13 protein-coding genes and 1 tRNA gene are annotated in these 12,461 nt (G+C 50.9%); 6 read left to right on the forward strand and 8 right to left on the reverse strand.

Going from position 1 to position 12,461, the window contains the following annotated elements; translation table 11 throughout:
* Positions 1-322: 322 nt before the first annotated feature.
* The 4 genes from OIN60_RS04180 to OIN60_RS04195 all read right to left on the reverse strand — a co-directional run bounded on the left by OIN60_RS04180 (position 323) and on the right by OIN60_RS04195 (position 2,502).
* Positions 323-643 carry a hypothetical protein gene (locus OIN60_RS04180; protein WP_305753619.1) on the reverse strand — a complete coding sequence of 107 codons (321 nt, stop codon included), beginning with the start codon at positions 641-643 and terminating at the stop codon, positions 323-325.
* 849 nt (positions 644-1,492) lie between these two features.
* Positions 1,493-1,564: transfer RNA gene (locus tag OIN60_RS04185), tRNA-Thr, on the reverse strand.
* A 54-nt stretch (positions 1,565-1,618) separates the two neighbouring features.
* Positions 1,619-1,948: an MTH1187 family thiamine-binding protein gene (locus tag OIN60_RS04190; protein WP_305753620.1), complete on the reverse strand. Its 330-nt coding sequence runs from the start codon at positions 1,946-1,948 to the stop codon at positions 1,619-1,621.
* Positions 1,949-2,202: 254 nt separating this feature from the next.
* On the reverse strand, positions 2,203-2,502 hold the full coding sequence (locus OIN60_RS04195) for a hypothetical protein (RefSeq protein WP_305753621.1): 300 nt from the start codon (positions 2,500-2,502) through the stop codon (positions 2,203-2,205).
* On the opposite strand from OIN60_RS04195, the gene OIN60_RS04200 reads away from it, so the two are divergent.
* Complete coding sequence (locus OIN60_RS04200) at positions 2,501-4,834, forward strand: ribonucleoside-diphosphate reductase subunit alpha (protein WP_305753622.1); 2,334 nt, start codon at positions 2,501-2,503, stop codon at positions 4,832-4,834. The genes OIN60_RS04195 and OIN60_RS04200 overlap by 2 nt on opposite strands.
* Before the next feature lie 241 nt (positions 4,835-5,075).
* Positions 5,076-6,107: a ribonucleotide-diphosphate reductase subunit beta gene (locus OIN60_RS04205; RefSeq protein ID WP_305753623.1), complete on the forward strand. Its 1,032-nt coding sequence runs from the start codon at positions 5,076-5,078 to the stop codon at positions 6,105-6,107.
* 73 nt (positions 6,108-6,180) lie between these two features.
* Here OIN60_RS04205 and OIN60_RS04210 read toward each other — a convergent pair whose 3' ends face one another.
* Positions 6,181-6,321 (reverse strand): hypothetical protein, encoded by a 141-nt coding sequence (locus OIN60_RS04210; protein ID WP_305753624.1) that lies wholly within the window; start codon positions 6,319-6,321, stop codon positions 6,181-6,183.
* A 128-nt stretch (positions 6,322-6,449) separates the two neighbouring features.
* Between OIN60_RS04210 and OIN60_RS04215 the strand changes: the two genes are divergently transcribed.
* Positions 6,450-7,346, forward strand: a complete 897-nt coding sequence (locus OIN60_RS04215) for an SDR family oxidoreductase (protein WP_305753625.1) — start codon at positions 6,450-6,452, stop codon at positions 7,344-7,346.
* 15 nt (positions 7,347-7,361) lie between these two features.
* Here the strand turns inward: OIN60_RS04215 and OIN60_RS04220 are convergent, their stop codons facing one another.
* Positions 7,362-8,141 carry an HAD family hydrolase gene (locus OIN60_RS04220; RefSeq protein ID WP_305753626.1) on the reverse strand — a complete coding sequence of 260 codons (780 nt, stop codon included), beginning with the start codon at positions 8,139-8,141 and terminating at the stop codon, positions 7,362-7,364.
* 176 nt (positions 8,142-8,317) lie between these two features.
* On the opposite strand from OIN60_RS04220, the gene OIN60_RS04225 reads away from it, so the two are divergent.
* The gene (locus OIN60_RS04225) at positions 8,318-8,815 is read left to right on the forward strand and encodes a hypothetical protein (RefSeq protein WP_305753627.1); all 498 of its coding nucleotides are present in this window, start codon (positions 8,318-8,320) and stop codon (positions 8,813-8,815) included.
* A 103-nt stretch (positions 8,816-8,918) separates the two neighbouring features.
* Here OIN60_RS04225 and OIN60_RS04230 read toward each other — a convergent pair whose 3' ends face one another.
* Positions 8,919-9,557 (reverse strand): NAD(P)-dependent oxidoreductase, encoded by a 639-nt coding sequence (locus tag OIN60_RS04230; RefSeq protein ID WP_305753628.1) that lies wholly within the window; start codon positions 9,555-9,557, stop codon positions 8,919-8,921.
* Positions 9,558-9,647: 90 nt separating this feature from the next.
* Positions 9,648-10,055: a GNAT family N-acetyltransferase gene (locus tag OIN60_RS04235; RefSeq protein ID WP_305753629.1), complete on the reverse strand. Its 408-nt coding sequence runs from the start codon at positions 10,053-10,055 to the stop codon at positions 9,648-9,650.
* 337 nt (positions 10,056-10,392) lie between these two features.
* On the opposite strand from OIN60_RS04235, the gene OIN60_RS04240 reads away from it, so the two are divergent.
* The gene (locus OIN60_RS04240; RefSeq protein ID WP_305753692.1) at positions 10,393-11,307 is read left to right on the forward strand and encodes a hypothetical protein; all 915 of its coding nucleotides are present in this window, start codon (positions 10,393-10,395) and stop codon (positions 11,305-11,307) included.
* Positions 11,308-11,474: 167 nt separating this feature from the next.
* Entirely contained in the window at positions 11,475-12,413 is a 939-nt protein-coding gene (locus OIN60_RS04245; protein WP_305753630.1) for an ArsR/SmtB family transcription factor, read from the forward strand.
* Positions 12,414-12,461 lie beyond the last annotated feature (48 nt).

Below are 12,461 nucleotides of genomic sequence, written 5' to 3' on the forward strand. Positions count from 1 at the left end.
CTCTCCTTTGCAATTTAGCTCTGCTTTGGATCGCAGGCCCTTATACTACCTGTATTGCCAAAGTAACCTAAGATATTGCAAGTACGTGGGAGTCTGTCTCGTTCATAATAACTGTTGACCCTCCGGGTCAAAGGGGACCGCTCCGCTTTTCCGGAATTGCTTCGTCCTCTCCGCTGCTTTTGTGCATCCCCCAACTTAACAAGAACAACCGGAAATCGCAATCTTCTGGTTTAACAAAATTGAAAAGGGGGCTGCCCTAAGCCATTTTCATGACTTTTGGGACAACCCCCTTCTGTATTTTGAATTACTGGTTTAAGCGGTTCTACATCGTTTTCAGCTCTTCTTTTGAAACAATACGCCAACCGTGTTTTATAAGGTTCTCTACGTAGGCTTCTATGGGAAGGTTTTCAAGCTCCAATGCAAGAGGTGTCAAAGAGACCCAGCATTCATCCGATGAATAGTTGAGTGTAACCTTCACAACCTCGTAACCATTGTGGAAATCCGGATGAAACCCAGGGTCGTCCAATATATCACCTTGAACAGGGCGAATATTAGATTCAAATGTTTTCACCAGTGCAGGTTGAATGCTGTTGCCTTCATGTTCTTGAACTGAGGATAAAAAGAGCAATAAGTTAATTTTCATTAGATCCTCCTCCTACTACTCGATTATTCTTGCTAAAGTCTTGTATTTTTTTGAGTATATCACAATGGAAAAAGGATGTTATTTTATGAAGAAAATCATTATGCCTATAGACACATTCGAAGAAGGGAAATAAGTACTATATATAGGTTAGAAGTCCGATTCTATAAGGTTTCGCAAGTATCTGTACGTCGGTAGAAGAAGAAATTAACTGTGAAATAAATCGAAATTTAAACATTGTTTATAGTCAATTATCGCAATCACGTTGCCTGTATAATTTCATTGTGATAACATAAAAATAGAAAAAGGACCGGTTGCAGCCGGTCCCTGCACAACTACCGCTAAAAGAGCGGTCGGCTGTGGGAAAAGCGATCAGAAGTAGACCGTTTCCTTAGCATGGGCGGCCTACTTCTTTTTATTGAAGGAAAGTGTCATAATCACCAATGTTGCAAATTGAATCATCAACTGTTGCAAATTGAATCATCAACAAAAGTGTATCTTTCACTTCCACAGGCATCACCTCCCTTCCGGGAGATTAGCCGACCGCCCTTGTTAGCCGTTAAGTTGTACAAATCAGATTATAACACAAACAAGCCCAGGGAAACCCCGCTCCCGAGGCTTTTATTTTTTTGTACACGCCAAGGAATAAGCTGCAGCCCCGCCTGAAAAGTCGAGGCCTGCATCGCTGCTTTCTATCAGCAAGGAGGTCGACTTAGAGATTCTTCAATTCGTTGAGATCGGTACCAACACGCACACCCAATTTGCCAGACATCCCTTGTGCAGAAGAACGTTCACATAAAAGCGCGGCTTCCGAAAACCCGGACAGCCGCGCCGTTACTATTTTTTTTAGAATGCTGGTGAAGGGAATCGAACCCCAGACCTACGCATTACGAGTGCGTTGCTCTACCTCTGAGCTACACCAGCAGAGCCGGTAACACCGACTGATCATAACCGATTATACAACTATAAATATGATAATCAAGACGGTTTTATTCCTTTATCAGCAGCCTTCAGCTTGGCCGCAACCGATTGCAGCTTCAATACGCTGGACGATTCCTTGTCGCGGCGGTCATCAATCTTGATGGATGTGGAGACGCGTTTCGCTCCTGACGTAAAAGGCGCTTCATGGAGTGCCGCAATCGCAGTGAATACATCGTCCAGGCTGCCTTCAATGATCGTGCTCATCGAGGTCAGCTCATAGGAAATCCCCTTTTGCTGGTGCAGCACCCGCTGCATTTCCACGACATAGCTGCTGAGACTGGTGCTGTCCGTCCCGATCGGAATGACTGTCACTTCCGCAATAGCCATATTCTTGCCCTCCTTTGGTGTCCGGCTCCTGCCACAACCGGTATGTTTTACATGTATTTTACCAGCCAGCCTCCCCTAAGTTCAAATACAGCACACTAGAAAATCAGTCTTTCTTCACCATGCTCGTCCATACTCTCGAATTTCCGCGATTTGCGTCTGTTTCCAATCTCCTTCCTTTACGGAATGATCTTTTTTTTGCTATAATCGTGCCTGTGTCATTTCATTTTTTCGGTTTACAGATACAATATATTGGGTTAAATTAGATAAGCAACACCTAAATATAGTACAGAAGCCAAAATTCGACACAATCCTGAAGAAAATGCCCATTCCTGAAGCCATGCGCTATTTTTAAGATTTGTGACGAGAGATTTACATAACTTCTCTCCGGATTGCTGCTCTTCAGCCCATCCGTGACGCATCATCCTACCGCAAGCAAGGCTTCCGCTCCTAAACGTTGTACGCAGACCATTTTTCAGCATGATCATGACCTGCAGATTCATAAATGGCAGACTTATTCTATAATCTTCAAAAAATGAAAGTGAGGAATCCTCCATGCCACAACTCGTGATTAAACCCAATAATCGTCAGCTTGCTTTTGACGAAATGCGAATTTCCGTTTATGCCGACCGTGTATTAAAGGATCTGGACAAACTGGATAAGGATCGCCTCGTGCGCGGCGTGTCGTCCAAGCTGCGCCGGGACGAAGTGACCGGTGATGAAATCAGCAATGCGTTCATCATGTCTGCCCTTGAACTGGTGAGCAAGGATGAGCCGGATTGGAAATTCGCCGCCGCACGTTCCCTGCTGACCTCACTCTACAAGAAAGCGGCCAATAACCGCCGTTATAAATCCTATCCTGATGAGCCTTACGGCGCGTTTTATCCCTTAATTACCGAAATGGTGAAGAAAGGGATTTACCGCGAAGAGCTTCTGGAATGCTACTCTAAAGAGCAAATTGACGAGCTCGGAGAACACATTGAACCGAACAATGATCTGCTGTTCGATTATATAGGCCTGCTGACTCTGTCCGAGCGTTACCTCGCCAACGACTTCGACGGCAAGGTCATGGAGCTGCCGCAGGAACGCTACATGGTCATCGCCATGTACCTGATGCACAAGGAGCCTGCCGAGAAACGCATGGAGCTGGTCAAGGAAGCTTACTGGGCCATGAGCAATATGTACATGACCGCCGCTACACCTACGATGTCCAATGCGGGCAAAAAAGTGGCTGGACAGCTCTCTAGCTGCTTTATCGATACGGTGGATGATTCCCTGGAAGGCATCTTTGATTCCAATACCGATGTGGCCCGTCTAAGCAAAATGGGCGGAGGTATCGGGGTTTACCTTGGTAAGGTCCGTGCCAGAGGTTCAGACATCCGTGGTCACAAAAACACCAGCTCGGGTGTCATTCCCTGGATCCGCCAACTGAACAATACCGCCGTCAGCGTAGACCAGCTCGGTACACGCAAAGGCGCCATTGCCGTTTATCTGGACGTATTCCACAAAGACATTCTGGCCTTCCTGGATCTGAAGCTGAACAACGGGGACGAGCGCATGCGCGCCCATGACGTGTTCCATGGCGTCTGCCTGCCTGATCTTTTCATGGAGCGCGTAGAAGCCCGCGGTGAGTGGAGCCTGTTCTGCCCTCACGAAGTGAAGAAGGTTATGGGCTGGACTGACGAGAACGGCCGTCCGCTCGGATTGGAAGATTTTTATGATGAAGAGTACGGCAAAGGCTCCTTCCGCGAGAAGTATGAGGAGGCCGTCAATCATCCGCTGCTGTCCCGCATCACGGTGCAGGCGATCGATATCATGAAACGCGTCATGAAATCACAGTTAGAAACTGGCACGCCTTACATGTTCTATCGCGATACGGTGAACCGTTCCAACCCGAACCGTGCCCACGGTATGGTCTATTCTTCCAACCTGTGCACGGAAATCATGCAGAACCAGTCCCCTACCGTCGTTGAGAAAGAGGAGCTGGTGACCAAGGACGGACAAACCCGGATCGTCATCTCCAAAATCCCAGGCGATTTCGTAGTCTGCAACCTGAACTCTGTCCATCTGGCACGTGCGGTGCCTGCTGGCGTGCTTGAGCGTCTTGTGCCGATTCAGGTGCGAATGCTGGATAATGTTATTGATATCAACAACATTGAAGTGCTGCAGGCTCAATATACCAACAGCCAGTATCGTGCGGTAGGTCTGGGCACCTTCGGTCTGCATCACCTGCTTGCCCTTGAGGGTATCCGTTGGGAATCGGACGAAGCGGTTGAATATAACGATAATTTGTATGAGAAAATCAACTATCTTGCCGTCAGATCCAGCATGGAGCTGGCGAAGGAAAAGGGCCGTTATGCGAAGTTCGAAGGCTCCGACTGGGAGAGCGGGAACTATTTTGCATCCCGTCACTACACGGACGGCACACGCGAGGGCAAGTTCGTTACGACGGCGGAATGGCAGGAGCTTGCTGAACAGGTGAGGATGAACGGTGTCCGGAATGCTTGGCTGTTCGCGATCGCGCCTAACGGCTCGACCTCGATCATTGCTGGCTCGACCGCCAGCATTGACCCACTGTACGAGCTGCTCTCTTATGAAGAGAAGACAACCTACAAGATTGCGAACCCTGCGCCGGATCTGAATGAGAAAACGATCTGGTACTATAAAACGGCCTTCCTGGTGGATCAGCATGCGTCCATTAATATGGCTGCTGCACGCCAGCGTCATATTGACCAGGGCCAAAGCTTTAACCTGTATGTCCGGCCGGATATTAAGGCCACCGAGTTCCTAGAGCTGCATCTGCATGCATGGAAATCGGGCATGAAGTCGACTTATTATGTCCGCAGCCGCGCGTTGACGATTGATGAGTGTGAAAGTTGTGCGTCGTGATCCTGAGGTCCTTTGAAAGGAGTTTCGATCCCCCTAAATCCCCCTTCCAAGGGGGACCCCAGCGGGGCCTGCTGCCCCCTGGACCCCCGCAAGTTTGGTGGAGAGAGTATGGGCAGCAGATAAGTTTCTATGGTAGAAGGAGCCGCGTTGTTGGTCCTGTTTGCTTCGCAAATGCGGTCCAACACGCTCTACTCCTGCGCTTAACATAAATCAAAGCTCACTTTAAAGGAGAGACTCTCCCATGCAATTACAAAAGATTTTTAATACGGAAGCACCCAACCGCTCCACACGCATCATCGAAGGGGAATGCTCCGGGATTTTGAACTGGAACGATATTCGTATGCCGCACATGTACAAGCTGTACAAGGTGCTGCTGCTCAACCACTGGATTGCGGATGAAATTCCGATGTCCAAGGATGCGTCTCAGTTTCCGCTGCTGGATTCGGAAGAGCAACGCACCTTTAAAATCAATATCGGGCTGTTGGCGGTGCTGGACTCGATGCAGACGATGTTTGTCGGGGACGTAAAACGTTACTTCACGGATTCATCGCTTGAGGCGGTCTCGGCGATTATCGGGCAGCAGGAGGTTGTTCATAACCAATCCTACTCCTACGTTCTTTCCTCCCTCGTCTCCGAGCAGGAGCAGAAGGAGATTTTTGAATATTGGAAGCATGATCCGGTGCTGCTGGAGCGCAACACGTTCATTTCGAACATTTATCAGGATTTCCGGGACAATCCGAACCCGCAAACCTTCTTCCAGTCGATGGTCGCTGACCTCATTCTGGAGGGCATTTTCTTCTACAGTACGTTCGCCTTCTTCTACAACCTGGCGCGTGATCAGAAGATGATGGGGACCAGCCAAATGATTTCGTATATTCAGCGTGACGAGAACCAGCACTGCTATTTCTTCGCGGAAGTATTCAAGCAGTTGCTCGTTGACTTCCCTGAGCTGAACACGAAAGAGAATATGGATTATGTCTACAAGACGATTAACCGTGCGGTGGAGCTCGAAACCAACTGGGCTTACTACACATTGTCCGAGGTGCGCGGCATTGATCTGAACGAGCTGTCTGACTATATCAAGTATATGGCTAACATGCGGCTGCGGCTGATGGGCATGGACAAAGCTTACGAAGGCGTTGATGTGAACTGCATGCCTTGGATCAAGCCTTTCTCGGACGATGCTCTGAACGCAACCAAAACCGACTTCTTCGAAGCCAAATCCCGCAACTACGGCAAGGTTGGCGACGATAACGGATTCGACGATCTGTAAGCAGGTTAAGCTTTAATGCTCTGAATGATATACCTGCTTAACCTTTTATAAAGTGAACAAAAGCCTGCATTCCTCAATTGGAAAGCAGGCTTTTTCCGGTGCAAGTCTCGATGAATAACCCCGTCTCAATTCCGTTCATATAGGTGATTTTCTTAAGCATATACCAATTATCGGACAAAATTTCTTCGTTTACAATGCGGATCTTCGGATTCATAGGGTGATCTCCTCCCCTTACTGTTTTGATCATAGCATTTTTCGTCCATGGAGGGAGCAACGGACAGCGCTCACGTTTCCTGGGCGTATGCATAGACTATGCAGTAAACAGTTACCCAGGAGGGACCTATGAACCCCATATATCCATATTACAAGAAAGAAACGGTCTGCAAGGAGCAAGTATTCACCTTCCCTCCTCAAAAGCAGCCGCTTCCCGGACTGGAAAGCTTGATGAATCCGCGTCCGATCAGCGAAGCCCCCTCCCTGCGCGGCAGCGGTAAGCTTGATGGCAAGACCATCCTCATTACAGGTGGAGACAGCGGGATCGGCAAAGCTGCAGCTATTGCCTTTGCCAAAGAAGGGGCGAATGTAGCTATCGCGTATTTAAGCGAACGTTCCGATGCGGAAGAGACCCGGCAGAGGATTGAACATCACGGGGGCCGCTGCCTGCTGATCGAGACGGATCTGAAGCACAAGGCCAACTGCACCCGGTCGGTGCAGGACACCGTTCGCACCTTCGGAAAGCTGGACATTCTTGTGAATAATCATGCCGTTCAATATGAAAGAAATAGTATTCTGGACATTACGGAGGAGCAGCTCTACAACGTTTTTCAGACGAACATCATATCTTACTTTTTTCTCATCCAGGCCGCACTTCCCCATCTATCCTCCGGCTCCTCTATCATCAATACCGCATCTGTTGTCGCTTATGAGGGCTATCCGCCGTTGATTGACTATTCTGCTACCAAAGGGGCGGTTGTCACACTTACACGCTCGCTGGCACGATCTCTGGCTCACCAAAACATTCGCGTAAATTGTGTGGCTCCTGGACCAGTCTGGACCCCGCTGATTCCCGCATCCTTATCGCCGTACAACGTCAGTACCTTCGGTTCAGATACAGCGCTTGGACGGGCTTCACAGCCCTATGAATTGGCCGCTGCCTACGTATATCTGGCAGGAGATGATTCCTCCTCTGTGACAGGAGAGTGCATCCATATCAACGGCGGGGCTATGGTGACAACCTGAGGAGAAATGCGAAGATTACGGACGGCCACCGGTATGCTGAAGCATTTCGATTTCACGGAGCATACGGGGCAGGTCGGCAAGCGAATCCATGATTAAATGAGCACCGGCACGCTTCAGCAGGTAAGCCGCTTCTTTGCGCTGATTCTCAGCACCCTCATCCCCGTGTCCAATTCCGTCCATGCGGTTCATGAAGCCGTCAAGCACACCGATGGTCCAGACGCCGGCATTCCGTCCTTCCTGCATATCGGCAACCGTGTCGCCAACCTTGACCATATCACTGAGCGGATACACCTGCATACGGTGCGCGTTTTCAAAGACCATCCAGGGAAATGGCCGGCCACTGTTGACCTCGCAGGGCGTTACCGTACAATCCAGCTCCGTATTTTGCAGAGCACGGCGTGCTGCGCCGTCCAGCAAATCGTTGGTGAACGCCGAGGTTGCTCCGGACTGAATACGCCGATCACGGATGTCCTGCAGCGCCTTATCCAGTCCGCTGCAAGGGGTGGAGGATTGCAGCAGGGAACGAAGCACCGGAACAAGCTCTGAATAAATGCGCTCGACATCGTCTCGGCCCGGCGCGGTGCCAAAGCGGTTGATCCAGCTCGACCGCACGTCCGACAGTCTTAACGTACTGGCAATGTGCTCCCGGATCGTCAACCCCCGGCCCCGCTTGATATCCTGCGGTCCGACATCGACACCCATCCAGCGGAATAAATCATTCATTCCCTGTGAGAGCCGAAGCCCCCCAGGATCCAGCACCGTGCTTTCCAAGTTGAATATGACAGCCTGTATCATACTTGCCCCGCCTTTCATCGCTGTACGTAAAATTCCTATAAGGACCATCATACACAATAAATGTTAAAAGAATTGCCGTGAACGGTCAGCCCTCTGTAATCTTCATGCTGTTCACGCCTGTACATTTCTGCCAAAACATACGTCTGTCTTAACTTATGCTGTCAGGAGGAATCATCATGCGAAATATGAACAATACCCAGCCCAAGCTGCCCTGGCGAATGGCCATCGGTCACTATGCACTGAACAAGCTGGCCTGCGGCGGTCTTGCCTTTTCCTTGCTGAGCCTGCTCTCGCTTCTTGTTCCGCTGCTACCGGCTGTGCCCTCAGCCTTGTCGGAGCAGGCATACTCCAACGACTGGCCCACACAGCTATGGGCCTATGGCCTCGGCCTGCCCACCGCCCTGGCTGCGGATGTGGCTGTAGAGCTCCTGTTTGTGCCGGATAAAAGGAAACAGGCCGCCCTTTATTTCACAACCGGGTTCGGCCTGTTTCTGATCCTTGCCTATTTTTCTGTACCCCGCCTAACCGGAATCACCGCGGCGGACATATATGCCGGCATCATCGTTGCCGCTATTTATATGACATGCCGGAAGCGATGGATGCGGGAATCCTTCGTACCGATTATGCTCGCCTTCGTGCTGCCCTTGATTTGCATGATTATAACGCATCAATAAGATCGCCAGCGATGACGGAGACAGCGCAGCTTCAGCACTTCATCAACGATGATCTTGCCTGCATTCTCCATCCTTCTCCACATCTCCTTCCGTAAACCCCCGCTTAATACCCTACGGTGAAGCGGGCGTTAACAAACTGCTCCTCCTCGATCTCATCCACGAGCGCAGCGGCATAGTCCTCCACAGAGATGCGGCTCTGCCCTGTCTCGTCGGTTACGAGCCAGTCCGTGCCGATCCGGAAATTCCCGGTACGGCGGCCAGGCTCAATGATGCTTGCCGGACTGAAGTAGGTCCAGGACACATCCGAGCCTTGATAGATGTCGAATGCATCGGCATGTGCCAGCGCGAGGGGGCGGATTTCCTCCGGAAATTCCTGTGTTTCCATCAGACGCTCGCCGTTCTCCGTTTTCAGACTCCCTGCTCCTCCTACGACGATCAGGCGCTCCACCTTCGCGCGGCGAACACCTTCAATCAGGGTGCGCGCAACCTCCAGCAGCTCCTCCTCCGCCCCGAACCTCGGTCCGTAAGCGCTGACCAGCACATCATGTCCCTGGGCGGCGGCTGCGATGGAATCCGGGCGTAAAATATCCGCCTCCACCACCTTCAGGTGCTCATGCGTCTCCGTGATTTTTCCCGGCTCCCTTACTGCTGCCGTCACCTGATGCCCGCGTCTCAGCGCCTCATGCATCACAGCCCGGCCAATCATGCCTGTAGCGCCGAGCACAATTATTTTTTTCTCCATGCCGATCCCTCTTTTCCTGCATTCTTGAAATCGCTTATCTGTATAGTGTTTCTTAAACCGCCCGTTTTACCCCAAACCAGCCCGTGCCGACTATCCCTTTCTCCAGTACATCCCTTCCGTTTCCGGCCGCGACAACCGGAACCCGAACTTCGCATACAGCTTATCCGCAGGCACATCCGCAAGCAAAGTTGCATAGCTTCCCAAAGGCATCTCCTTCTCCAGGTACTTCATAATCTCTGTCATCAGCAAACGCCCATATCCCTTCCCTTGATGGGTCGGCCTAACCGCAATATCTGTTATATGAAAAAAGCAGCCTCCATCCCCAACTACTCGTCCCATGCCTACCAGCTCGCCATTTTGACGCAAACTGACAGCAAACAGACTGTTGGGTAATCCGATCGCTGCTCCTTCTGCGCTAATAAGCGATAACCCAGCTCCCTGTCTCAACTCCACATATTCCTGAACAGTTGGCGCTTCATATAGGATTTCCGGCTCCATTCTATTCTCTCCCTTGTTAAAGACATCCCCACGATTGGTCCAGCCATAATTTATCGAGCTCTTTCACCTCATTCATTGTATCATTGTACGAGCAGATTGTAGCAAACGGAAGCCTCCCCATTCAAATTATGCTGACAGACTCAAGCATCGGCTCCGGCCACAGGGAAGAATCTGTAGACGAAACCCTAACTTACATCTAATATAAGATTATTCAGGCCTCATATCCGGTTATAGTATTCTTACATATAATGTTGTTCATGAAAGCCTTATCTTGAAACCGTTATATTAAGTATGCCATAGTGTTTAGTATAGAAAGGAGGGGACGCAATTGACCCCCGTGGAACTAACGGCCTTCTTGACGGAGAATCCGGCTGGCGCCCTGCCTTTGCTCATTGCAGCGGCGGTCATCGTGTGGCTGTATGCACACAGCGCCGTCCAGCTTCGTCTGTCCCGCAGACGACGGTTGGATGAGCTGCAGGAATCCTTGTATTTGTACGGTAGACTCGCAGGCCCGCTTCATGCCGCCGCACACGGGCAGCAGACGGAAAGCGATGGGGATATCGCGCTTGTGAAGGCGCTGGAGGAGTGCAAATCCGCACCTTACCTGACGCCGTACCTTCAGGAGGAAATTCAGAACTGTCTTGATCGCAGGGACGGTTCAAGAATTTCGCTGCTTCATAGATCATTGGATCGGGAAATGAACAAGCTGATTGAAGAACGGCGGCGGCTCCTCCAGGAAACTCATGCTCCCCGCTGGGGCACGGCTCTGTGGAATTTACTCCGTCCCGCCGCTGCTCCTGCCGCCGTCGCAGGCATTGTCCTGCTAACCTGGCGCTTGAACCTGGAGCTGCAATTCGCTGATCCTGCATTATCCGGCATGACGCTCTCTGTTGTCTGGATGCGTTATATATCCGGGCTGCTTGCCGTCGTTTACGTGTACCGACTGCTGAGTCTCCGGCGCCAGAATGGAATTGACGTGACGGCTTCCCACCTGCCGGCCAGTGTGCTGTCCTTCCTCATCGCTGCGGTTGCGCTGCTTCAATGGATTGGCCCGCACGCTTCCCCGTACATCCTGGGGGCCCAATTGCTTCTGTTTCTGAGCGGATTCATGTTCACTCGCGAACGTCCACGCAGCAAGCGTCCGTACGCCGGAACTCCCGACCAGACCGGACAAGCCCGGCAGACAGACCAGGATGAACAGCATACGGATCAAGGTACGGCAGAGACGGGGCCAGCCGCTCTGCATCGGTAACCTGCCCCCCTGGAACAAGCGCTGCAGTCTTCACGGACGCGGCGCTTTTTTTTGGAATTCTCTTCTCCTTCCGATTGTGCTGATTCAACGAGAAGGGTATTATATAGTTTATATAAATGTAAATGAATTATATGAATTGAAACTATTATGTAATCTACGGAGGAAGCATGGAACTCGATATTTCCGATAAATCATTGCCGGTGTACGAAGCGCTTGCCAGCGAGGTGCGGCTGAACATTATCCGGCTGCTGGCGGACACCCCTATGAACATCCGCGAATTGGCGGAAGCCCTGGGACTTAGCAGCGCGATCATGACCATGCATGTCAAGAAGCTGGAAAAGGCTGCGCTCATCACAACCAAAATGCTCCCCGGCCGCGGAGGCGTGCAAAAGGTATGCTCTCTGGCCGTAGACAGCATTCATATCACCATGCCACCGCATGAGCGGGACAACCGTCAATTCCATCAGACCGAGATTTCCGTCGGCCATTATACGGATGTTGATATCGAGCCCACCTGCGGCTTGGCCACTGTGGAGAAGATTATCGGGGAGTTCGATGAGCCCCGCTATTTTCTCGATTCAGAACGTGTGAATGCCAAAATTTTATGGTTCGGTCGGGGACATATTGAATATAAAATCCCTAACTTTCTGCTGGCCAGCCAAAAGCCGGGAGAGCTCGAAATCACGATGGAGCTGTCCTCGGAGGCACCTTCCACCAACGATAACTGGCCGTCGGATATTTCCTTCTATCTAAATGACGTCAAGCTGGGAGTCTGGACCAGTCCGGGTGACTTCGGAGATAATCGGGGCAAATATACGCCGTCCTGGTGGCCGGATAATATTAACCAGTATGGGCTGCTCAAAAGGCTGCGGGTGACCCCGGAAGGCACCTATATGGATGGCAATCGCATTTCGGATGTTACGCTGGATGAAGTGGTGATTGCGCAGAAGCAGTGGAAGTTCCGGATCGCGGTGACTGAAGACGCCAAACACATTGGAGGGGTTACCCTCTTCGGAACAGGCTTCGGCAACTATAACCAGGACATTGTGTTCCGTCTGTACTACACGAACATCAGCGGCAGATTAGGCCTATCCAAAGCAGAATGATTGCAGACGGATCGTTTGGAAAATCACAATAAAGGCGTCATGACCATC

The organism is Paenibacillus zeirhizosphaerae (assembly GCF_030705605.1).
Classification (GTDB): Bacteria; Bacillota; Bacilli; order Paenibacillales; family Paenibacillaceae; genus Paenibacillus; species Paenibacillus zeirhizosphaerae.

What these genes read in the sequence shown, in the direction of transcription:
- OIN60_RS04225 (WP_305753627.1), top strand. Translation starts at nt 8,318, where the DNA reads ATGCGAAATATGAACAATACCCAGCCCAAGCTGCCCTGGCGAATGGCC.
- OIN60_RS04245 (WP_305753630.1), top strand. Translation starts at nt 11,475, where the DNA reads ATGGAACTCGATATTTCCGATAAATCATTGCCGGTGTACGAAGCGCTT.
- OIN60_RS04200 (WP_305753622.1), top strand. Translation starts at nt 2,501, where the DNA reads ATGCCACAACTCGTGATTAAACCCAATAATCGTCAGCTTGCTTTTGAC.
- OIN60_RS04195 (WP_305753621.1), bottom strand. Translation starts at nt 2,502, where the DNA reads ATGGAGGATTCCTCACTTTCATTTTTTGAAGATTATAGAATAAGTCTG.
- OIN60_RS04235 (WP_305753629.1), bottom strand. Translation starts at nt 10,055, where the DNA reads ATGGAGCCGGAAATCCTATATGAAGCGCCAACTGTTCAGGAATATGTG.
- OIN60_RS04205 (WP_305753623.1), top strand. Translation starts at nt 5,076, where the DNA reads ATGCAATTACAAAAGATTTTTAATACGGAAGCACCCAACCGCTCCACA.
- OIN60_RS04220 (WP_305753626.1), bottom strand. Translation starts at nt 8,141, where the DNA reads ATGATACAGGCTGTCATATTCAACTTGGAAAGCACGGTGCTGGATCCT.
- OIN60_RS04230 (WP_305753628.1), bottom strand. Translation starts at nt 9,557, where the DNA reads ATGGAGAAAAAAATAATTGTGCTCGGCGCTACAGGCATGATTGGCCGG.
- OIN60_RS04190 (WP_305753620.1), bottom strand. Translation starts at nt 1,948, where the DNA reads ATGGCTATTGCGGAAGTGACAGTCATTCCGATCGGGACGGACAGCACC.
- OIN60_RS04210 (WP_305753624.1), bottom strand. Translation starts at nt 6,321, where the DNA reads ATGAATCCGAAGATCCGCATTGTAAACGAAGAAATTTTGTCCGATAAT.
- OIN60_RS04215 (WP_305753625.1), top strand. Translation starts at nt 6,450, where the DNA reads ATGAACCCCATATATCCATATTACAAGAAAGAAACGGTCTGCAAGGAG.
- OIN60_RS04180 (WP_305753619.1), bottom strand. Translation starts at nt 643, where the DNA reads ATGAAAATTAACTTATTGCTCTTTTTATCCTCAGTTCAAGAACATGAA.